Annotated in this window: 9 protein-coding genes; 1 reads left to right on the forward strand and 8 read right to left on the reverse strand. The window is 54.8% G+C overall.

Features of this window, described 5'->3' with window-relative positions; all coding sequences use genetic code 11:
• Nucleotides 1-14 precede the first annotated feature (14 nt).
• The gene (locus ACXAE6_RS02430; protein WP_475143987.1) at nucleotides 15-1,199 is read right to left on the reverse strand and encodes an MFS transporter; all 1,185 of its coding nucleotides are present in this window, start codon (nucleotides 1,197-1,199) and stop codon (nucleotides 15-17) included.
• A 210-nt stretch (nucleotides 1,200-1,409) separates the two neighbouring features.
• Here ACXAE6_RS02430 and ACXAE6_RS02435 point away from each other — a divergent pair, with 210 nt between their 5' ends.
• The gene (locus tag ACXAE6_RS02435) at nucleotides 1,410-4,364 is read left to right on the forward strand and encodes a UvrD-helicase domain-containing protein (protein ID WP_475143990.1); all 2,955 of its coding nucleotides are present in this window, start codon (nucleotides 1,410-1,412) and stop codon (nucleotides 4,362-4,364) included.
• Nucleotides 4,365-4,466: 102 nt separating this feature from the next.
• Here the strand turns inward: ACXAE6_RS02435 and ACXAE6_RS02440 are convergent, their stop codons facing one another.
• From ACXAE6_RS02440 to ACXAE6_RS02470, 7 genes are all read right to left on the reverse strand, one after another.
• A complete protein-coding gene (locus tag ACXAE6_RS02440) occupies nucleotides 4,467-4,658 on the reverse strand; it encodes an SHOCT domain-containing protein (protein WP_392799290.1) in 192 nt (63 codons plus the stop codon).
• Nucleotides 4,659-4,729: 71 nt separating this feature from the next.
• Nucleotides 4,730-9,274: a protein kinase domain-containing protein gene (locus tag ACXAE6_RS02445; RefSeq protein WP_475143994.1), complete on the reverse strand. Its 4,545-nt coding sequence runs from the start codon at nucleotides 9,272-9,274 to the stop codon at nucleotides 4,730-4,732.
• Nucleotides 9,275-9,287: 13 nt separating this feature from the next.
• On the reverse strand, nucleotides 9,288-10,037 hold the full coding sequence (locus ACXAE6_RS02450) for a PP2C family protein-serine/threonine phosphatase (protein WP_475143996.1): 750 nt from the start codon (nucleotides 10,035-10,037) through the stop codon (nucleotides 9,288-9,290).
• A gap of 19 nt (nucleotides 10,038-10,056) precedes the next feature.
• The gene (locus ACXAE6_RS02455; protein WP_392799281.1) at nucleotides 10,057-10,959 is read right to left on the reverse strand and encodes an adenylate/guanylate cyclase domain-containing protein; all 903 of its coding nucleotides are present in this window, start codon (nucleotides 10,957-10,959) and stop codon (nucleotides 10,057-10,059) included.
• Nucleotides 10,960-10,986: 27 nt separating this feature from the next.
• Nucleotides 10,987-11,532: a hypothetical protein gene (locus tag ACXAE6_RS02460; protein WP_475143998.1), complete on the reverse strand. Its 546-nt coding sequence runs from the start codon at nucleotides 11,530-11,532 to the stop codon at nucleotides 10,987-10,989.
• 1 nt (nucleotide 11,533) lies between these two features.
• A complete protein-coding gene (locus ACXAE6_RS02465; protein ID WP_475144000.1) occupies nucleotides 11,534-21,607 on the reverse strand; it encodes a two-partner secretion domain-containing protein in 10,074 nt (3,357 codons plus the stop codon).
• On the reverse strand, nucleotides 21,540-23,354 hold the full coding sequence (locus tag ACXAE6_RS02470; RefSeq protein ID WP_475144004.1) for a ShlB/FhaC/HecB family hemolysin secretion/activation protein: 1,815 nt from the start codon (nucleotides 23,352-23,354) through the stop codon (nucleotides 21,540-21,542). Before ACXAE6_RS02470 ends, ACXAE6_RS02465 begins: the two co-directional genes overlap by 68 nt.
• Nucleotides 23,355-23,478 lie beyond the last annotated feature (124 nt).

Here is a 23,478-nt window from a genome sequence, read left to right on the forward strand (position 1 = left end):
TAAACCGAGCAACGTCAAGCCGGCGTCTGTTCAGCAAGCCCTGGCGCCATTGCCTCGGAACGGCGTATCGCCCGACCGGTCACCAACACCAGTAACGCATTGATCAGGATCACCGCAGCGCCGACAACCGGCACCCAGCTCATGTTCAACCCCAGACTGATCACCACGCCACCCAAAGCCGCGCCGATGGCATTGCCCAGATTAAACGCACTCTGGTTCAGCGTGGACGCCAGATTCGGCGCCTCACCGGCCTGATCGACCACCAGCAATTGCAGCAACGGCACAATCGAAAACGACAAGGCCGCCCAAGCAAAAATCGCCAACACCGCCAAAGGCAACCAACCAATCACCAGGGCCAACGCCAGCAAAGTCGCCGCGATGCCGAGCATCAACTTAACCAACACCGGGATCAACGCACCATGCCCCAAACGGCCGCCAAGAATCGAGCCGGCAGTCAGACCGAGACCGAACACCCCCATCACCAGGCTGATCCACAAACCACCGATGCCGGTCACATCGCGCAGCATCGGTTCAATAAAGGTCACCACGGTAAACATCGACACCGACGCCAGCACACTCAGGCCCAAAGCCAGCAACACCGGCGCCTGTCGCAGCACTCGAAACTCACCGGCAATGCCACCGGTACTGGGCTGCAAGCCACGCGGCAACCAGCGCATCATGGCCAGAATCGCGACCAGGCCGATCACCACCACGCAAGCAAAGGTCGCGCGCCAACCGAACGCCTGACCGATAGCCGCACCCGCCGGCACCCCCAACACATTGGCCAGCGTGAGGCCGGCAAACACCAACGAAATCGCCTGAGCGCGCTTACCCGGCGCCGCCAGACTGGCCGCCGTGACCGCCGCTATGCCGAAAAAGGCACCGTGCGACAAAGCCGTCACCACCCGCGCCACCATCAAACTCCAATAGTTTGGCGCCAGCGCACACAGCACATTGCCGACCACAAAAATGCAGATCAGCACCATCAACGTCGGCCGCCGCGACCAACGCGCCGTCGCTACCGCCAGAATCGGCCCGCCGACCACCACGCCAATGGCATAGCTCGACACCAGATGACCCGCCGCCGGAATGCTGACGTTCAAGTCAGTCGCAACGGCAGTCAGCAAACCTAAAATGACAAACTCGGTGGTGCCAATGCCAAAAGCGGCAATGGCCAGGGCGATAATAGGGAGGGACATGCAAGCCTCATAACTGCAGATAAGCCAGGACGGCAAAGACACCCTGTGTCGGTCACAAGGGCGCGTCATTCTACCACGATGGCGGATTCCACCAATGCAACGCAGCGTTAATAACAACGCCAATAACAACGCCAATAACAACAGCGCTGAACTGCCGATGAGGACAGCATCGACACCCCGGCGTGGACAGCATCATCCTAGCCGGAGATCATGGCGCTTCTGCGACACCACCCCAACGGCAATTCTCACCCGACCATGAGCCCATCCAGCCACAGCAAAATCCTGGTATCAAAACACCCAATCCGACTGTTTCTCAGCGGCAAAACCACGCGTTTCCACCGCGACGGCCGACGCATCAGCATCGATCACCTCGGCAAGCAATCGCGTGACGTCATCGCCGCCTCCCTGACCGACGATCAGGTTCTGGAACAAGGCATCTGGTTCGCCACCCTGACACTGCAAACCACCCAGGGGCGATACACCCTCAAATGGCTCAACAAAAGCCAAACGCAAGCAGTGTTGCATTGGCTGAGGTCCGGCTGGCTGAATGCCATTGAACAAGAGGTGATTGACTCGGCTCATAGCGTAAGAGAACTGCTGGGGCAGAACTACCCAAGACAGAGCATTCTCGACCAGGCACAAAAACTGGCCACCGAAGCGAGTGCATTATTCGGCCAGGTACCCAAAGCAAGTTGGTGCAAAAACCTCAACCTTTCAGCCTTTCGCTATGTTAGCCGTATCAGTCAGATGAACGACGACGAAAGGCCCCAAGTACAACAACGTTATCTGCAACAGCAACTCGAACAATACGCCGACTATTTCGACAACGTCGAAAGCATGCCGCTCACCCGTCGGCAGCGCGAAGCCTGTGTTATTAATGAAGAAAACAACCTGGTGCTGGCCGGAGCCGGCACTGGAAAAACCAGCGTTATGATCGGCCGCGCCGGCTACCTGATAGCCAGCAACCAAGCAAAATCCGCCGACATTCTGATGCTCGCATTCGGCAGCGATGCCGCCAAAGAAATGCAGCAACGTGCCGATAAGCGACTGGGAAAGGACGAAATAACCGCCAAAACCTTTCATGGTTTGGGGTTGGAAATCATCAAAGCCGTTGAGGGTAACAACGCACCCGGTTTATCCGAACTTGCTGAAGATGAAATCAAATTGAACAAGCGCGTGGACGACTGGTTTGAAGCACACCTGCAAACCCGTCAATACCGCAAACTGGTCAACCGCTATTTTTGCTATTACCTCCGCCCCGACATCAACCCCTTCGATTTCAAAACCAAAGGCGAATACCTCGAATACGTCAGAGCGAACGACTTACGTACCCTGCAAGGTGAATTGGTCAAAAGCCTGGGTGAATTACAAATTGCTAACAGCCTCTACAGCCAGGGCATCAACTACATCTACGAAAAACGGTACAAAGTCGACACCGCCACCCCAGGCTATCGGCAATATTACCCGGACTTTTATTTACCGGATCAGGATATCTACATCGAGTTCTACGGCATCAACCGCCAGGGCAAAACACCGCCCTTTATCGACCAACAACGCTACACCGAATCAATGCAGTGGAAAAAACAAACCCACGAAGAAAATGGCACCCAACTGATTGAACTGTTCCACTACCAACGCACCGAAGGCACGCTGGAGGCCGACCTTGCCAAAGCACTGGAACTCTACAATATCGAAGCCACACCCAGACCGGATGAAGACCTGCTGGAAACGCTGCGGGATTTGGGCGACATCAAGAAAATCGCCGACCTGCTCAAAGCACTGTTACAGCGTTACCGTGGCAACTGTTACGACCTGGAAAAGCCCGCACCCACTTTCAACGACCCGAAAGACGCCGCGTTGCAGGCCGTAATGGAACTGTTGATGCCCATTCTTGCCGACTACGAAGCCGAGTTGGAAAACACCTGCAGCATCGATTTTAACGACATGATCGGCAAAGCCATCCAATACATTCGCGACGGTAAATACCAACCCAAATGGCGCCATATTCTGGTTGATGAATTCCAGGATATTTCCGAGCCCAGGGCGCGCCTGCTGCAATGCTTAAAAGACCACGGGCCGGACAGTTCACTGTTCTGTGTTGGCGATGACTGGCAAGCCATCTACCGCTTTACCGGCAGCGACTTAAATTACACCACCCATTTCGAACAACACTTTGGCACCACCCAGACCACCAGCCTCGACCAAACGTTTCGCTTTAACAGTTCCATCGGCGACATAGCGGCGCGCTTTATTACCCAAAACGCCAAACAGATACAAAAAACGCTGAGTTCGTTAACCACCGTTGAGCACCCCGCTGTTTCGATATTGAAAGCCACCCGGCCAACCGGCAAAGATAACGACCCTCGCCTCGACACCGTTTTGGCACGGCTGGAACAGATTGCCGAACCGGGCAGCAGCGTTTATCTGCTGGCCCGTAATAAGTTTACTTACCCGAAAAAAAGTGACATTAAATCACTGAACCGTCGTTACCCCAGCCTGACTCTATCGCGCGATACCATTCACAAATCGAAAGGCCGGGAAGCCGACTATGTGGTGCTGATCGGGCTGGAAAGTGGCGACTACGGCCTGCCCTCCCAGATACAGGAAAACGCTCTGATCGCCGCCTTACTACCGCAGATGGAAAGCTACACCTATGCCGAAGAAAGACGGCTTTTTTATGTGGCGCTGACGCGTGCCAAACATCGGGTATATCTGATTACCGACATGACCGTCACCTCGGAATTTATTATCGAATTACTGGATGACAACTACCCAGTGGAAACTGAAGAATTCGACACCTCAGTCAGCCAAAAACTGTTCCGGATGATGAAGTGCGTTCGCTGCAAAACCGGCAGCATGGTGTACCGTAAAAACAGCTATCACTGCACCAACGGACCGCTGTGCAACCATACCGAAACCGCCTGCCGAACCTGCAAAAGCCAGATGTATCGCCAGGGACGTTTTCGTCTATGCACCAATGCCGATTGCAAAAGCTGGGTACCCACCTGCCCCAAATGCGCTGCTGACTTAAAGCAAAGAACCGGGCCATACGGTGAATTTTGGGGTTGCAGTCAATACGGCGACAAAGAAACGCCCTGTAACCATACCGAGCAACATATTGAGTACAACTTGAACTGGGGTGAGGCGAGGGAACCGACTTTCTAATGAGTGGTCGGCAAACTCGTTATTGGTTCAGTGTCATCGCCACAGTCTCGGGCTTATTCGTTGCCTGCACGACTATTGGCCGACAACGATCAGTAATAAAAACTAAAGCTCATCGCTCTCATCATGACGTGCTTTGGGCACAACGGTGATGGTGGTTGAGGGGTTGTTGCGCGGTCGGGTGGTGTCGTCGTCGCGGGCACCTTCCAGTAAATCCATTCGGGCACGGCGGTACTCTTCCTTGCTCAGAGTCCCGTTGGCGTATTGGCGCGATAAAGTCTTAAGGTTCGCTGGCATTGTTATTATTTCCAAATCAACAGTTATTATTCCCGACGCTTAAAGTTTTCATTTCCGACGCTAAAAAACAGTTACTGACTCACCGTCTGCAAGATAGGCGGCTGTACATTTTCCAATAGTAACCGGAACCCGGTCAGGTTATCGGCCGCGCCTGAATATTGTCGACTGAAATCCAGCCCGCAATCGGCATGCGGATCCTGGAAGGAACCTCCCACGGCCAGTTGACGATTCCCATCAAACACCACTTCCTGAGCGTTGCCAATAACGTTCTGCAAACCCCAACCGTTCTGGTGACCGGTCGAGACGCGGTTCATCTGGTCGCCCTTCAGAATCTGCCCTCCCAGGCGTACCCGGCAATTATAGTCGCGCGGTGGCGGCTGGCCGGCGGCATCGGCGGCGTAATGCCATTCGTCCAGAGTCGGCAGGCGATACGGCTGGCCGGTGCGTTCGGCAATCCACTGCACGTATTCATTGATTTGGGCGTAGCTCAAACCGGTGCGTGGCAGGTCTTTATCGGCTTCTTCGGCGACTGGACACTGGCCGCTCAGGAAACAGTATTTATTGTAATCCTCGTTGGAAATTTCGTATTTGCTCATCGCAAAACCGGACGTTCCCGCGCTGCCAGGCACCACCACCATCAAAGGACCGCGCACCTGATCGTGTAACATATCAAAACAGATCGCCCGGGCGCGGCGACCATAACCGCCCAGCTCTTCAGTGCAGGGACGCGAGCTGTTGACCGGCGCCCAGGCCTGGGCGGAAATATCCGCACCGGTCAGCTGCGACTGATCGCGCAGCGTGCGAATGTCCACATCGCGCTGCAAAATCCGCCCTTGCCAACGTTGCTGCGCCATCTGTTCACTGAGCGTGGCGATGGCGCTGCGATAATCCAGATTGTCAGTCCACATCTGCCGCGCTGCGGATAATTCACTCCGTGCCTGATCGTATTCCTGCGCTTCCAGACTGGCTTCGAACAAAGCGAACTGTTGTTCGGCCTGTTCGATGCGCGCGGTTAAATCTTTTTCGAAATCGAGCACTTCCGGATGGTCGGGTAACTGCGCCTTGGACGCTTCCAGAATATTGCGCGCTTCCGACAAACGCCCGGTCTGCAACGCTACCCGTGCAGTACGACCGTCGGTCCACGGTGCCGGCGCCAGTTCAGCGCGCAGCTGCGCTAATTGCGTACTGCCGGGAAACAGAATACTGGCGCGCGTTGCCAGACTTTCACCCTGCTTGCGATCGGTATCGGCCAAATCCATCACCCGTTCGACCAGCATCACGATGTACTGACGTTCCAGATCCGGGTAACGCGCCGGCGCAAAGGTGCGGATTTCATCGATCATCACCTGGGCCGCGGGCGTGTCAAAATGATCCGACTCCGCAAACAAACCATTGAGCTGTTCAATATTGCCTTCCACCAGATATTGCTCGCGCGTGTTCTGCAACAGCAGATCATTCGGTGAAATATCCAGACCGCGATCGGCCATGCGCACCGCCTCCCGGTAGTCGCCGTTCGCGCCCAACTCTTCGGTTAATTCCAGGTAGGCTTCGGCCATGGCGTCGGCCGCGGTGATGGTAAGAAAAGGATCGTCACTGTCGAGATAGAGCCGTAATTCGCTGAGTGTTTGCTCGGCTTCATCCACCGCCCGCGCTTCGGCCTGCACCAGCAAATCGCTCTGCATACCTTGAATACGCGCCTGTTCAGCGGCGGCTTCACGTTCGATCAAAAATTCGTTGTAGGCGGTTTGGATGCGCGTACGGGCCGAGCTTAGTTGTGGCTCGTTTAAGGCAAAGCGATCGATGCGATCGAGCACCGCTTCGGCCAGGCTATAGCGACGTTCGTCTTCCAATTGTGCGATGTAATCGAGATACAAAGCAGCAACGTCTTCACGCGCCTGCACCAGCGTTGGATCGTTCGCGCCCAGCAACGCCTGCAAACGATTCAAGACGCCATAAAGCTGAGCTTCCCAAAGGGTATCCATTTCCGCTGTCTGCAGCTGTTGTTGCAGCCGCTGCTGCCATTGTTCGATGGCCTCAGTGCGCGGTAAATCCGGATGCGACAGATTCAACGCCAACAGCAAATCCTGATTGTCCGGTTGCAGCACACTCTGGGCATCGAGACTGTTATTGGCCTGCGGCTGCGCCAAACGTGACAACGCCTGCAAGGCGCGATCGCCCGGCGCCAGTTGCGACAGTTCAACAATGGCATCGTGCTGTTCGACAAAATCCTGCCAGCTCACCGGCAAGGCGGTCTGCTCACCAAACTGCTGTTGCAGCTGGGCAATGCGCGTTTGCCGTTGTTGTTCCTGGCGCGCCAACGTCAGCCGGTCGCGGGTATTGATCAGGTCGATGTCGTCGGGCATGTGCGTCATGCCGACATCCAGATATTGCGCCGCGGCATCAAGCTCGTTCAGGTTGATCGCTTCCTGGGCGACCGTGGCGTACAAATCCGGCACCCGAGGGTCACTCAGCAAGGCGTGTTGCGGGGCGACGGCGGCAACTTTATCGAGCACATCACCGATGCTGTCGCCGTCATCCGTTGGCAGCAAACGTTCATCGGCCAGCGCCTGGTTCAACTGCTGGCTAAGTTGATGCAGATAGCGATTGCGCTCCAATTCCAAAGCGCTGCGTTGGGTTTCCAGTGCGACGGAATCCGGATACAGCCGTTCCATGCGCGCCAGTTCGCGCTCGGCCTGATCGAAGCCGTAACGCTGTTGATCCAGGTTCACCACCTGTTCGATGCGGGTGCGAAAATACTCCTGGAAAATATCGCGGCCGCTGTCGGTGATGCGGTTCTGGGCGTTGATGTCGAGTCCCGACAACAAGCCAATAGTACTTTCCAGAACCTGAGGTTCGCCGGTCAGCACGTCGTCGATGATGCCTTCGATGCGTCGGTTATCGAGATAATTCATCACCGGGTTGTAGGCGGCGATGGCAAAAATCAGACTAAAAGCCGGACCTAAAACCCAGGGGTTGCGATACCAGGTCGCCTTGCCTTCCAGCTCTTCGAGAAAATCATCGACGGTTTCGGTGCGGTTTTCTTTTTCGAACGCCAAGCCATGTAACAGGCCACGCCACTGACGCTTTTTCAGGCCTTTAATCGGCGCCGGAATCAGGTTGGCATCCATCGCCTTGGCGGCGGATTTTTTGTTGAAAGGGTGATAGCCGGTCAGCAGTTCGTAGGCGACACAGGCCAGCGCATAAAGATCGTCCTGAGTGGACGGATCTTTGCCCTGCAACATTTCCAGCGAGGCGTAAGCTGGCGTCAGTGCGCCCAACGAACCGGCATCGAAATCGTCTTCCAGCTGAGTGGTGCTCTGGGTGGTGGTGGCGGTTGTAGTGGCGGTTGTAGTGGACGTTGTTGTTGCGTCGTCGTTGTCGCCGTCAAAGGTTTTGGTTGCCGTGGCTGACGCATCGCTGGTCGTGCTTTCGTCATCGTCCGAGACGCGCACGTTGATCGCCCGGGCGATACCAAAGTCGAGCGTTTTAACAATGCCGTCGTCGCATAAAAAGGCGTTACCGGGTTTGAAATCCGAGTGCACAATATTGCGCTGGTGCGCGTACGACAACGATGCACCCAGCTGTTTAATGATCGGAAAGGCTTCTTCGAACGGCAGCCCGCCGCGCGGCCGCACCACCTTGCGAATAAACGAATCGAGCGGTTTACCGATCAGCAATTCCATGGTGATAAACACCTGGGTGCCGGTCATGCCGATGCGGTCGAAATCGTAAACGGTAACGATGTTCGGATGCGCCAGTTTCTGCTGACGGCTGGCTTCGCGCTGCAACGCAACGAAGGCTTTGGGGTGGGCGCGGAAGTCTTCGGTTAACACCTTCATCGCCACGAATGGGTTGTTGTCGCTGGCTTCAACCTTCAGCAAATCGCGCGCCTGGAACACCTTACCCATGCCGCCGGCGCCGAGCACTTTATCGAGAATAAAGCGGTCTTTAATGATCGAACCCGGGCCGAGGTTTTGTAATTGCGGATTGGTTGAACCCGGCACATCCCAGGAACGTTGCGAGGTGCTGGACGTGGTCGGTGCCGAGGACTGACTGGTGGCGCTGGTGTTGATAACGGTGCGGTCCTCATCGCCGTCATCTTCCTGCGGTGTGGCGATGACCGTCATCTGGGTGTCATCCGATCCATCGCCCTGTGCGCCCGGATCGGCCAAAACCGTCAGTTGGGTGTCGTCGGGCACCTCTTTATCGACCGGGTTGGGATTGGCCAGAACCGTCAGCTGTTCTTCATCGGGTAAATCATCTGCTGATTGCGGTGGCCGGGCGAGTACGGTTTTGTCTTCGCTCTCGTCGTCATCGTCGTTACCATTTTGTGGCGCCCGATGAGCCGCCGGATGCGCAACAACAGTGGCGTCTTCAGAATCTACTTCGTCATCGTTGGAGGCCTGTCGTGCCTGTTCTTCGGCGCAGGCAACCCGCACTCGTTCGGCGAGCGTCGGCGATAACCAACCTTGTGCCACAGCTTCATCCAGCGCAGCCGACCACTGGGCATCACTGAACGCACCCTGCTTCATCAGGCTGGGCAACATGGACTGCAATTCCGGCAGCGCCAACTCGTTGGCGGACAGTTCTTGCAGCAGTCGGTGAGGGGTAACCATGGTGGCTCTCGCTCTAATTAATCTCGACGACAACGACCGTCACGTTGTCTTTGGCGCCGCGTTCCAGGGTCAGATCGACCAGCGATCGACACACCGCTTTCGGCGCTTCATTAGCCAGCAGGCGACCAATTTCGTCGTCTTCGACATGGCGGTTCAGGCCGTCGCTGCACAGCAGATAGCGATCGCCCGGTTTGAATTCACAGACATCGGCTTCCAGAAAGAGTTCATCCTGGCTGCCGACGGCGCGCGTAATCACATTGCGTTCCGGATGCGAACGCGCCTGCTCGCGGGTGATGATGCCCTGGCGCACATAGGACTCAACCTGCGAATGATCGGTCGATAATTGCGTCAGGCTGTTGTCACGCCAGCGATAAATGCGGCTGTCGCCCGCCCACAAAATAGCGCCCATGTGCGGGTTTTCTGCAATCAGGATAGCAATGGTGCTGCCGATGATATGACGCCGGCCGTCGTCCTGACTGGCCCGGCTGAGCAAATGCTGATTGACCTGTTCAACAGCGTCTTCGATGCGATCCATACGCTTGGCCAGCGAGCCTTCCAAGGGTGTGCTGCGCAGCGTTTCGACGATCATCCGGCTGGCAACATCGCCAGCGTCATGACCGCCCATACCATCGGCAACGACCCACAGGCCCTGCTGCGGCAAATCCAGAAAGGCGTCTTCGTTAACCTCGCGCACGAGCCCGCGATCGGTCAGACCGCAGGAGCGGGAAAACTCGGTTTGAGTGGCGGTTTTGATGTCGGTCATGGTGTAACCCTCCGTGGCATCAGCCGTCCAGTTGGAACCGAATCAGTTCCTGCGGATCGTTATCCAACGCCCGCCCCAGACTGATCACACCGGTGCCGGTGAGCACCATCTCATCACGCCGCACGTAAACCGGCTCGGCGCCGTCAAGCTGAACATAGGTGCCATTGGTGCTTTGGTCGATCAGCACAAAACGATCGCGCCGCAATTCAATGCGCACGTGCTGACGCGAGGCCAGCGCTTCGGCGACCGGAATATCGCAGGTGGTGCTGCGTCCAAGAATGGCCGATTCGCGATCGTGATTGAGTTTAATCAGGCTGTCCTGGTAGACCAATTGCAATTGCGCACTCTGACCCATGCTGGCCGACACCGAGGCCACATCCACCTGCATGCGGGTGACGTCTTCCTCCTGCCAGATGATCTCGGCAATTTCCATTTCGCCCTTGCCTTTGATGGACGCGTAATCGACCACCCGGGCGTTTTCACGCAGCATGGCGGGCAGCAGTTTGACGCTCTCCGCTGTGGTGATGATCTGCCGCGATTTGGCCTGCGACGCCATGCGGGCCGCGACGTTAACGGCATCGCCATGCACATCGCCGTCTTCAAGCACGCAAGAACCGAAGTGATAACCCACTCGAATCGTCACCGGGACTTCGTTGACGTTATCGGCAATCGCCTCTTCCATGGTTTCCTGCATATCACAGGCCGCTTTGGTGCCGGTTTCGACATCGTCAAAGGTGCACATGATTTCATCACCAATCATCTTGATGACGGTGCCTTTATAACGCTCGACCACTTCGGCCAGCAGATCCAGAGTGACGCTGACAATCTGTCGCGCACGTTCATCTCCCAGAGTGTCGTATAGCCGGGTGCTGCCGACGATGTCGGCAAACAAAATGGCTAACTTTTTGGTTTGGGCAGACATGGCTTGTGTTTCCTTCGTGTTCTGGCCCTACTCTATTGGCAGGGGCTGGTTAAGATCTTCGAATCGGCTCAGGGTGATGTCCGCATTGGGGAATGGCACCTGAGGTCCGACAACGATTTCGTCAATTTCAAATTGATCCGACCAGGCGCCATCCAGGGCATCACGATCGATATTCGCCGTCACCTGAGCGACGGTTTGCTGCAACTGCGTCTGTTCATCGAGCAAGGCCTGATAGCGCTCGCGCAGCGGGTCATCCACTGCTAATTCACGATCCGCCATCAACTCGCTCAAATCATCACGCATGTGCTGCATTTCCTGTTCGTTGAGCGCGGTCACGCAATGCGCTTCCTCTTCGCATGCCGCCAATGCCAATGCCAAACCGGCCTGGACGTCTTCCAGCAATTGGATTTCCTCGGCCAAGGTTTTCCCCGGTGTTACATCTACTTCGGCCTCGTCTGTGGCGGTCACTTCTGGCTGGGCATCGCCCGCTTCCTGTTCATCCAGCACAGGCAGTTCTTCCGCCCGCACCAGCGACAAACACATCCAGATCAGAGCACAGACCAATCGCTTCATATCAATCCAACAACACTTCCAGTTCGGCTTCGGCTCGGCTTGCCACCGCCAGCGTGCTTTCAATGATTTCGTTCAGCCGGTCCTCGGTTAAATCCAGCCCGGTGGTTTCTGCAAAGTGCGCCCGTCGTTCGGCGTTAAATTGCAGATTTTCCAGGAATCTAACCCGAGTGTAGATGGTCTCGATCACCGCCAACTGACGCTCCACCGCTTCCATATCGATTTCGTCGTCAGTGCCGAGCTCTTCATCCATCAACTCTTCAAAACCGGTGAAGGATTGCAGGTCAGCCTTATAGGTTGCGAACTCCGATTGCTGGGCACGGAAACCGGCCAGCAGAGTCTGAATCTGTTCGCGCCTTGCGGCATCGCTGGTGGTGGTTAATTCACTTTCCAGTTGATCAATCCGCGCCTGCAATTCATCGATCGACGCCGTCAATTCTTCCGAACTGACATCCGGCGTACAGCCTTCAATTTCCTCACACTGGGCGAAGGCCAACGCCACGCCTTCACCCAGACGACCGAACAGTGTCAGATCTTCTTCAAACAACGCCAGGTCGATCACTTCGATGGCACGCACGCCCAACACCGCAGCGGCCGGGTTGCTGAAGTTCACGGCCACGCTGACCAGGTCCAAACCCAACCGATTAATAAAAGCGTTGGTGTTTGGCGTCAGCACAATGCCTTCGGCATCGGACAGACTGCTCGGCTGGGAAGTCAGCTGTTGTTCCTCACTGACCGCCAATTCAAAACCACCGCCGCCGAAATCCAGAATCAGATTATCGGACTTGCTGACACCACCCGCGGCGATCACCTGACCACCCTGGGCTTCAACCAGTGTTTCAGCGTTGACGATGAGGTTGCCCGAGCCGGAAAGCCCGCCACAGACCGCGCAGTCGTCACCGACCGCAACAAAGCTGACGCCGTCGCCAGCGCTAATGGATGCACCCGTCAAAACTATTTCTGAGGCCAGCAAAATCAGGTTGCCACCGGTTTGAATAGCATCGCTGATGGTCAATCGGTTGGCGTTAATTTCAAGGTCGGTATAAGCCGCATTCAACGGCAATGATCCGGGCGTAATCAGCGCGCCAATAAACAAATTGCCGGTGTAATTAAGCAGATCCGGCAACGACAGATCGCTACTGCTAACGTTCATATTGCTGACCACATCATTGTTGATGCGATGCGGAATAATCAGCGCGCCCTTGCCGAGTACCTGACCCAGAGTCAGCTTTTGTCCGGCGGTGTAGTGCCAGCGATTATCATTGCCACGCAGTTCGATATCGCCGGCATATTGGCCATTGGAGGTGAAGGTGTTGGTGCCGCCAGTGCCGCTGATGAGGTATTCAAAACCGTCGAAGGTAGCAGTGCTACTCGCTTCTATTGTACCGCCCGAGGCGCTATTGAGCGTCCAGTCCGTAGTGCCGCTGGCACTGCCTTGCAGTTTATCGCCCGCACCACCGATCAGATGTTGAATGTTGCTGAAGCCCTGGCCAAAAACCAAGGTCACATCGTTAGTGGTGCCGGATACATTGTAGGTGTTGTCGCCGCCAGCGCCGTTAATCTGACCGGTTATCTGACCGGTACCGGTGCGAGTAAAGGTATCGTCGCCAGTGCCACCGAGCAGGCTGGAGAAGCCGGAGAAATTGGCAGGGTTGCTGACAAAATTGTTATCCAACGCACCCGTATTATTACCGGTAATTTGCCAGTCATTATTTTCGCCATCATGGCCCTGCAAGCGATCCGAGCCACTGCCGACTAATTGAATGTTGCTGCTGTTAAGCGTCAGGCCGTTCAGATCCAACGTCTTCGCCGCACCACCGGCCTGATTGATCGCCAACGTTAACGGATCACCCGCAGTCAAGGTCGTGCCCGGGTCAAAAATCAGATCGTTCTGTGCCAGCAATGACAAAGCGCCATTGGTGCTGATGTCGGTGAAGGTGATGTCGCCGGCGTTGACGTTGAGGGAGGCCAGTTGGACAGAGCCGCCGATGATGTCATCAAAGATAACGTTGCCATTGCCGGTGTTGATGGTCAGATCTTCATCGCCATTCTTGCCATCAATGGTGCCAGTGAACTGGATGTCGGCGTTGTTGGTTTGCAGGTTGGTGGTATCTGCCAGCGTTACATTGCCATCGTAAGTCTGGGTACCAGCGCCAGTATCTACAGCAGCCCCCAGAGTAATGCCGCCATTACCAGAGTTGAGCGTCAGGTTATGGTTACTGGTGTAGTCACCCTTAATGGTAATGCCACCTGCGCCTGTATTGGCAAGCGCCAGGTCGTAATTCGCGGTAAATCCATACAACGTAATGTCACCGCTGTGATTATCTTGCCCAACCTGGAAGCTAGCCTCACTGTTAAAACTAAAGCCGTCGCCAATATCGAACAAAGCGCCACCAGCAACAGCATTGGAACAGGATGACCCGCTGCACAATTGAAGGTGCGAGGCACTGTTCTGCGGTGCCAGGGTGATTTTTCCGGTACCGGCTTCCATTTCCAGATCACCGCTCAGGCTCAGATCGTCGGTGATCAGATCAATATTGCCATTCGCTGTGGTGGTCAAGGTAATGGTCGCACCGCCGCCGGAATTAATGGTGGTGGCGTTCAGTACGATGTTGGCGGCAGTCAGTGACAAACCGTCAACCAACAACAGTGTGCCGTCGGCGTCTTGCAGGTCGAAATCGCCACCAAGGTTGACAGTGCCGCCGAGGTTTACGTCATTTGCATGGGTAATAGTCAGGCTGTTCGAACCGGTCACCGAACCCGTGAAATTAATGTCACCGGAATCACTGGTGAGCTGGAAAGCGTCAGTGAGTTCAACGTTGGAAGAATAGGTCTGATCAAATTCCGTGTGGACCTCACCGCCATCAAAGATGGCATCGCCCGAGCCCGGATTTATTATCAGTGCACCGCCATTGGAGCCATCGAGGTTACCCGTGATATTGATATCGCCGTTATTGATCACCAGCAATTCGTAGTTAAAAACAATGCCTTCCAGGGTAATGTCTGCGGTGTGATCACTGTTGCCATACTGAATGGCACCGGCGGTGATCGACAAATCATTCAAGTTATAAACTGTTTGGTAAGCACCTGTATCACAGGCACTACCGCGACAGATTTGTACCGTATTGGAATTGGTTGATGGCGCCAAAGAGACCTGGCCGCCACCGGCAACGATACTGGTGCTGCCGCCAACCGTTAAAAGGTCATCCACATTGAGGGTTATATCGCCATCGGTAAGACTGGTATCCAGACTGATACCACTCAGCAAGGTCAGCCCACTCACGGTCATATCGATGGCGCTTGCATCGATAGCGCCACCCAGGGTCGTGGTACCGTTGCCATGGTTTTGGATGAAATTACCCTGCACATAAGTCGCGTCGCTGGTCAGGGAAATAGTGCTATTAAAAGTACTATCGTTGGCACTCTCGATGGTCAGGTTTGTCAGCGCATGAGTGCCACCCACCGCGCCGGTAATTAGAATGTCGCTCTTGTCTTCGACCAGCGTATTGCCAGCATTCGTATCCAGTATTAACGCTTGCGCATCGTCTGCCGCACCATCGACTGTGCCGTCGATGGTGATGTTGCCGCCATCTGTCGTTGCCAAGGTCAAACTGTCATTCAGCGTGACGGCACCGGTATAACTCTGGTCACCACTGGTAGTGACATCACCACCCAAACCAATATCAGTGCCGCTGACATCCAGTCCCGTTAAACCGGCAATCGCTTGCGCGAAATCGACTGCGCCATTGTTCGCGTCGATGATTAAATTGTGTGCGCCATTGACGGTACTGCTGAAGCCAACATCCCCATGGGCATTCAGAGTGACATCGTCGGTCAGTGTGACGGCACCGTTATAGTCTTGTCCGCTGGAAGTGGTGACATCGTGATTCAGGTCGATGTTATCGGCGTTGATTTCCAGACTGGTTAACGCTGCATCGCCACCAATGTCATCGCCAAAATCAATATCGCCAGAACCGGCAGTCAGCACTAACGCACTGGCGCCGTCGATGGTGGAGCCGAAGGTGATATGGCTGGTGTTGGAGGTGCTTAAGGTTGCGTCACCTGTGAGCGTTACAGCTTGCTCATATTCCTGTTGATTAAGCGTCGTAACATCGCCGCCTAATTCGGTTTTGCCATTAACGTCCAGGAACTCAAGTTGGTTGGTGCTACCCACGTTATCGGTGAAGGCCGCCGTAGCGTTTTCAATATCCAGCGTCAGTGATTCGGTGCCGTCACCATTGCCGTTAACGGTGCCATCAAAGGTAATATTGCTATTGCTGGTATCCAACGTCAGATCGTTCATCAACGTCACATTACCGGTGTATGTCTGGCTGCCGGTGGTGCTGATGTCCTGACTCAGTTGAATATCGTCTTCGGTGATGGCGAGGTTGTTCAGGCCACCTAACGCTTGGTAACTGAAATTGCCGGAGCCAACATTAACGTCGAGACTATTACCAGCACCGATCAGGTCATTAACGAAGGTAATGTTGTTGTTATTACTCAGCAGATTGACGTCGGTGCCCAAGGTAATGCCACCGGTATAGGTCTGGTTGCCCGAGGTCGTGGTGATGTCGTCATTCAGTACGATTGAACCGGCGGTCACATCCAGGCTGCCGATTGAGACTGCATCGCCATCGATCAGGTCACCGAAGGTTGCGGTGCCTGCCGCGCCTGCTGCTAATGTCAGGGCGTGCGAACCGGAGTCGCCGACACTGCCATTGAAGTTAATGGCACTGTCCGTCGTGGCCAGCGTCAGGTCTGCACCTAAAGTAACGTTACCGTTGTAGGTCTGATCCCCTGTAGTAGTGATGCTTTGATCAAGCGTTAAATCGTTTTCGTTAATGGTCAGGTTATTCAGACCATTAAGGCCGGCATAGCTAAAATCGCCGTCGCCGACGCTGACCGTTAAGTCGTTACCGGCACCGGTCAATGCGGAATTAAAAGTGACGTCGCTGTTGGTCGTGGTTAAAACGACGTTGGTACCAAGAGTGACGTTACCGTTATAGGTTTGGCTGCCTGCCGTTGTAATACTTTGACCCAGCGTGAAATCATTTTCGGTAATGGTCAGGTTATTTAAACCATTAAGCGCGACGTAATTGAAATTACCATCACCAACGCTGACGCTCAGATCTTGTCCGGCTCCGGTCAACGCTGAATCAAAGGTCACGTTGCTGTCTGTCGTCGTTAAGGTAACACCAGCACCCAATGTAACGTTGCCGTTGTAGGACTGACTACCAGTTGTGGTAATGCTTTGATCGAGCGTGAAATCATTTTCGGTAATGGTCAGGTTATTTAAACCATTAAGCGCGACGTAATTAAAATTACCATCACCAACGCTGACGCTCAGATCTTGTCCGGCTCCGGTCAACGCTGAATCAAAGGTCACGTTGCTGTCTGTCGTTGTTAAGGTAACACCAACACCCAATGTAACGTTGCCGTTGTAGGACTGACTGCCGGTTGTAGTAATGCTTTGGTCGAGCGTGAAATCATTTTCGGTAATGGTCAGGTTGTTTAAACCGTTGAGGGCGACATAACTGAAATTACCATCGCCAACATTGACGCTCAGGTTTTGTCCCGCTCCGGTCAGTGCCGAATCAAAGGTTACATTACTGTCAGTCGTCGTTAGCGTAATGCCAGCACCGAGAGTGACGTTGCCGTTATAGGTTTGGCTGCCTGCCGTTGTAATACTTTGACCCAGCGTGAAATCATTTTCGGTGATCGTCAGGTCGTTTAAACCATTAAGGGCGACGTAACTGAAATTACCGTCGCCGACATTGACGTTCAGGTTCTGCCCTGCTCCGATCAGCGCCGAATCAAAGGTCACGTTGCTATTAGTGGTCGTCAACGTAACGCCTGCGCCCAGAGTGACATTGCCGTTGTAGGACTGGTTGCCGGTTGTGGTTATGCTCTGACCGAGCGTTAAATCATTTTCGTTAATGGTCAGGTTATTCAGACCATTAAGACCGGCATAGATGAAATCGCCATCGCCAACGCTGACCGTTAAGTCGTTGCCTGCACCGGTCAAGGCAGAACCAAAAGTGACGTTGCTGTTGGTCGTCGTCAAAACGACGTTGGTGCCGAGAGTGACGTTGCCGTTATAGGTTTGGCTGCCTGCCGTAGTAATACTTTGACCCAGCGTGAAATCATTTTCGGTGATCGTCAGGTCGTTTAAACCATTAAGGGCGACATAACTGAAATTACCGTCGCCGACATTGACGTTCAGGTTCTGCCCTGCTCCGATCAGCGCCGAATCAAAGGTCACGTTGCTATTAGTCGTTGTCAGAGTGACACCAGCACCGAGAGTGACATTGCCGTTGTAGGACTGGTTGCCGGTTGTGGTAATACTTTGATCAAGCGTTAAATCATTTTCGTTAATGGTCAGGTTATTCAGACCATTAAGACCGGCATAGATGAAATCGCCATCGCCAACGCTGACTGTTAAGTCGTTGCCTGCACCGGTCAAGGCAGAACCAAAAGTGACGTTGCTGTTGGTCGTCGTCAAAACGACGTTGGTGCCGAGAGTGACGTTGCCGTTATAGGTTTGGCTGCCTGCCGTAGTAATACTTTGACCCAGCGTGAAATCATTTTCGGTGATCGTCAGGTCGTTTAAACCATTAAGGGCGACGTAACTGAAATTACCGTCGCCGACATTGACGTTCAGGTTCTGCCCTGCTCCGATCAGCGCCGAATCAAAGGTCACGTTGCTGTTAGTCGTTGTCAGAGTGACACCAGCACCGAGAGTGACATTGCCGTTGTAGGACTGGCTACCAGTTGTGGTAATGCTTTGATCGAGCGTGAAATCATTTTCGGTAATGGTCAGGTTATTTAAACCATTAAGCGCGACGTAATTGAAATTACCATCACCAACGCTGACGCTCAGATCTTGTCCGACTCCGGTCAACGCTGAATCAAAGGTCACGTTGCTGTCTGTCGTCGTTAAGGTAACACCAGCACCCAATGTAACGTTGCCGTTGTAGGACTGACTGCCGGTTGTGGTAATGCTTTGATCAAGCGTTAAATCACTTTCGGTAATGGTCAGGTTGTTCAATCCATTGAGGGCAACGTAGTTAAAGTCACCATCACCGACACTGACACTTAAACTATTGCCAGAACCCGTCAACGCTGAATCAAAGGTCACGTTGCTGTCAGTCGTCGCCAGCGTAATGCCAGCACCGAGAGTGACATTGCCGTTATAGGTCTGACTGCCTGCCGTGGTGATGCTTTGACCCAGTGTGAAATCGTTTTCGGTAATGGTCAGATTATTCAGGTTATTCAATGCCTGATAACTGAAATCTCCGCCATCGACATTCACCGTCAGGCTGTTGCCGTCGGCATCCAGATCGCCGTTAAAAGTGACGTTGTTACCGCCGCTGTCGAGCGTGCTATCGGCACCCAACTCAACAGCACCGTTATAAATCTGATTGCCGGTGGTTGTGGTGACGTTGTCATTGAACAGAATGGTGCCGGCGGTCACATCCAGACTGCCGACATTCACTGCATCGGAGTCGGTACCATCACCGAATCTGACCGTGCCGGTGCCTGCGGTCAGCGTCAGATCGACTGCGCCACCGAGTGTGCCGTTAAAGAAGATATTACTGTTGGTTGTTGCCAGCGCACTGTTATTCAGAGTAACGCCGCCGTTGTAGATCTGGCTGCCGGTGCCGTCTGTGGTGGTGGTAATGTCGTCGTTCAGAATGATCGAATCTGCAGTAACTTCCAGGCTGCCGACGTTCACGTCATCGTCATCACCGCCATTGCCGAAGGTAACGGTATCAGCCCCGGCGTTTACCTCCAGATGATGCCCACCACTGACCGTTGAGTTGAAGGTGATAGCGCTGTCGATGGCGGTCAGTGTGACTGCATCGCTCAGCGTTACCGCGCCGCCATAAGTTTGAGTGCCTGCGGTTGAAACATCCGCGCCCAGGTTGGCACTGCCACTGACGTCCAGGCGCGTCAGATTACTCAATACGGCCAAGCTGCTCTGGTCCAGGTCACCATTAACGTCTAGTTCGCCGATATTGCTGGTCGCATTATTCAGCTCGAGATCGCCATTAATATCCAGATCGCTGCCATCGCCAGTCAACTCACCCATAAAATTCACGGTACCGGTACCGCTACCGAGCGTGCGCTCACCACTGAGCGTGACATTGTGGTTATAGGTTTGCGTGCCGGTGGTAGTGACATTCGCACCCAGTTGAATGCCATTGGTAGCGCCACTCATGGCAACCGCACCGCTGCCTGCATCAATGGCCGAATCTACGTCCACCAGCGCCCCGGTCAGCGTTATGGCGCCATTCTGGCTGTTCAGACCAGAGCCACCAATCATCAGCGTGCCATTGCCGTCACTGCCATTGGCATCGGCATTCAAACTGATATCGCCGCCGTTAGTGGTGATGCCGCCGTTCAGAGTAATGTTGCCACCAGCATCCAAGGTAATACTGGTGCCGCCGTGAGTGATGTTGATGGAAGCGTTGGCATCCTGAGTAATTTCATCCGCTGCCTGCAGTAATACGTTGGCGGTTTGCGCACTGATGGTGCCGGCACCAATCACAAAGTCGGCGGTACCACCATCGGCAAACAAAACCTCACCGTTATCAGTCAGTTCGGAATCGTCCGTACCGCTACCGGCCACGATGGTGATGTCATCCGGGTCTAACAACAGCACCCCAAACTCACCCACCATGGCACTTAAATCGGCATGGCCGCTGTATGCCAGATTCTTTTTACCCGACACCTCGGCAAAACCACCGTCGCCACCTTCAGCACCACCGCGCGCAGAAAGTGAGCCGGCAAAGCGCGTCCAGTTATCAGCCCAAACAATAATGCGGCCGCCATCGCCCGAACGGTTGGCATCGGCATTCAGCAAAACGCCCGAACCAACGATCACTTTCTCGGCGTTGGGAATATCCGGATTCTTACCTTGATAATCGCCACCGATAAGAATTTCGCCGCCGCCCAGTTCGCCGCTGACGTTCACTTCGGCATCGCCAGTCAGGGCAATTTGATCGCCCAGTAAATGAACCTGGCCGCCTTGCTGATTGTTAGAGTCGGCGGTAATTCGGCTGCCATCTTGAACCAGCAAGGTTGAATCTTCGGCGTGCAGGGTGATCTGGCCGCCGTCGCTGTCAGCGTCCAAAGCCGAGGCATCGATCTGGCCGCTGTTAACCACTGAGCTGTCGCTGCCACCGCGGCCCACCAGGCTGATCACACCGCCGCTGTTGTCGATACGACCGGCTTTGATAATGCCTTCGTTGTTAACGACCTGAGCAAAAATATCCTGGGCAACCTGGCCTTCCAGGACGATGGTGCCGCCGTTGGCGAGCAAGTCGCCGCTGTTGGTGATGGCGCTGTCGGCGCCGCTGAAATTTTCCAGCAAGGCTGCGTCAACGGAAAAACGCATCAGTCCATCGCCATCGAAATCCAGCGCAATGCGATCGCCAACGGCCAGGTTAATCCGCCCGGCATGGGCAACTATATAACCGTGGTTTTCTACCCGGCTGCCGAGCAAGGTGACGCTGCCGCCGGTCGCGGCTTCGATGGTGCCGTGGTTAATAACACTGCCTGCGGTACCGTCCTGGCGCTCGAAATTCAGTTCGCCGTTAAGAAAGTCGGCGGTCGAAATAGCATGGCCGGATGCCACCAGCGAACCGACGCTCAACTGGGCCGTCGAGCCAAAATACACACCGTTAGGGTTAACCAGAATCACCTGGCCGTTGGCGTTGATCTGGCCGCGAATAACACTGACATCGCCGTTCAGAATCTGGTTGAGCACCAGGGCATCGGAGGACGGCTGGAAGAAGTTGACCGCTTCGCCGGTGTCGACATCAAAGCTTTGCCATTCCACCACCAGCTTGTCGGAGTTCTGCTGCACATTGGTGGTGCTGGCGTCGGGCTGGGAAATACTGCCGCTGCCGGCGACCACTTCACCGCCGGTCGGGCCCGCGCGGCCAAGCGAAGCCGTTGCTGCCAGAATGGCCGTAGCCAGGGCAGCACGGGGAAAACGGGTGCGGTCAAAAATTCCAGGCAAGGTCAAACCACAGCCGTGGCTGTGCCTCCTCATCATCGTTTTCGCTGCCATCGATCACCGGCACCGCCAATTGCAGACGCGATGTCAGTTGATCGGGAATGCCAAAACGAACGCCCACACCCAGGGTCGATAGCTGGAACCAACCATCGACTTCGCTCAATAACGGATCATTTTTCTTACCGGTGCTGTGATCGTAGAACACCGATAGCTGCAGCAGGTCGCGCCAGCGCCAACCGCCGAAGGCATCCAGATCGCCAATCTTTGGCGCCTGAACAATGTACTCCAGCGACAACAAACCGCCGGTGTCGTACAACGCATAAGACGACGGATAACCGCGCACATGGTCGGCGCCACCCACGGCATATTGTTCCATCGGCACCAGCAAGTTGGACGAGTACTGGAATTCGCTGCGCGCTAAAATCGATGAATTGTCGGTGATATTCTGCAAACGCGAATAGAACAGCAGCGTTTTAAAGAAACCGCCTTCGGCGTAATCGCCACTGGCACCACGCCGGCTGGGGCGCTCATCGCTGGGCAGTTCCTCGGCACTGGCGGAGTCGCCCATGGCACCCAGCAGGTCATTAAAACCGGTGGTGATTTCCACGCCGGCGTAATTCAAACCACCGTAACGGGTATCGACCGAATCGTAATCGGCCGCCAGGGTCATCACCGTCAGCTGGTCCTTGTTGGCTTGTTGGCCGAAGCGTTCAGTTGTCGCCTGTTTTGAAGCCAGCTCAATCCGGGTGGAAAGATTACGCTCCCGGCTGCGCTGCCATATGCGTTCGGCACCCAGGCCGATTTGGCTGGAATCGCCGCCGATTTCCAGATTTTCAAAGTCGCCGCCCACCGAAAAGGTGTTGCGGTTAACGTAGGCACTGGCGCGCCAATCGCGGTCAATCACAATCTGATAATTCAGTTCAGCAAAAAGGCTATTCGCCGGCAGCACCGAATGCTGCAGCGTCAGCCCCAGCTGGTCGGCGTTACCGGTCGGGTTATTCCATTGCGCGCTGGCGCGGCCACGCCAAACGCCGGTAGTGTCGGAACCGTGGTTATCAGTACGCACAGTGCCGGTAAAACGCTGTTCATTGGGCACCCGAATCAACATATTGGTTTCACCCACTCGCTGTCCGGGCTGGAACATGCCAAAGGCCGTCAGGCCGGGAAAATCGGTTAATACCAACAGGGCCGATTCGGCTTCCTGCTGGCTAACCGGCTCGCCGATTAAACGCCGAAACGGACGCTGCAGAGTGGCCTCGGAATATAACTGATTCCCTTCCGCCAGAACGCGGCCCAGGCGACCTTCTAACACCTCAAGCTTCACGACTCCCTCCGTCACCGTCTGCACTGGCAAAATCGCCTGCGCCAATATCAATCCACGGCTGCGGTAGTAGTTGACGATGCGGTCGGTGACCGCCTCCAACTGACCAATGGTGAAGCCTTCGGGCCGCTCCATGCGGGCCGCCTCCACCAGTGCCTCAAGTTCTGACAGGGCGATGTCGTATTCGGGCAGGTCTCTGGCGTTAACCAGCTCAAAGCGCGAGACAACAATACGTTCGCCTTCATCGACCGCCAGTGGTCGTTCAACGACGGGCGGGATTTCCAAAACCGGATTAACCGGTTCCGGTGGTATACGGGGAGAGGATTCCGGGCGCACACCGCCGGGCTGAACCTGGTCGGGTATCGGCTCCTGCGCAGAAGGCACTTCGGCGAGCGCAGAACACCAGAGCCCACTGCCAACCAAAAGGTATAACCACACCCCGGCCAACAGTTTCAAACGGCTGTTACAACGCCAACCCATCTGCAAACAACTCCCCTTTGAATGCACAGAATCCTTTAATTCCGCTAATAAGTTGGCAATTTGAGCAAACGAAATATGAATTATGTCACAAAATAGATTGACAGTTTTGAGCGGAAACGGCAAC

It is taken from the genome of Saccharospirillum sp. ABV4_185, from assembly GCF_056159245.1.

Bases quoted from the DNA above. Each gene is read 5' to 3' on its own strand.
- ACXAE6_RS02430 (WP_475143987.1), bottom strand. From the start codon at position 1,199: ATGTCCCTCCCTATTATCGCCCTGGCCATTGCCGCTTTTGGCATTGGC.
- ACXAE6_RS02435 (WP_475143990.1), top strand. From the start codon at position 1,410: ATGGCGCTTCTGCGACACCACCCCAACGGCAATTCTCACCCGACCATG.
- ACXAE6_RS02440 (WP_392799290.1), bottom strand. From the start codon at position 4,658: ATGCCAGCGAACCTTAAGACTTTATCGCGCCAATACGCCAACGGGACT.
- ACXAE6_RS02445 (WP_475143994.1), bottom strand. From the start codon at position 9,274: ATGGTTACCCCTCACCGACTGCTGCAAGAACTGTCCGCCAACGAGTTG.
- ACXAE6_RS02450 (WP_475143996.1), bottom strand. From the start codon at position 10,037: ATGACCGACATCAAAACCGCCACTCAAACCGAGTTTTCCCGCTCCTGC.
- ACXAE6_RS02455 (WP_392799281.1), bottom strand. From the start codon at position 10,959: ATGTCTGCCCAAACCAAAAAGTTAGCCATTTTGTTTGCCGACATCGTC.
- ACXAE6_RS02460 (WP_475143998.1), bottom strand. From the start codon at position 11,532: ATGAAGCGATTGGTCTGTGCTCTGATCTGGATGTGTTTGTCGCTGGTG.
- ACXAE6_RS02465 (WP_475144000.1), bottom strand. From the start codon at position 21,607: ATGGCAGCGAAAACGATGATGAGGAGGCACAGCCACGGCTGTGGTTTG.
- ACXAE6_RS02470 (WP_475144004.1), bottom strand. From the start codon at position 23,354: ATGGGTTGGCGTTGTAACAGCCGTTTGAAACTGTTGGCCGGGGTGTGG.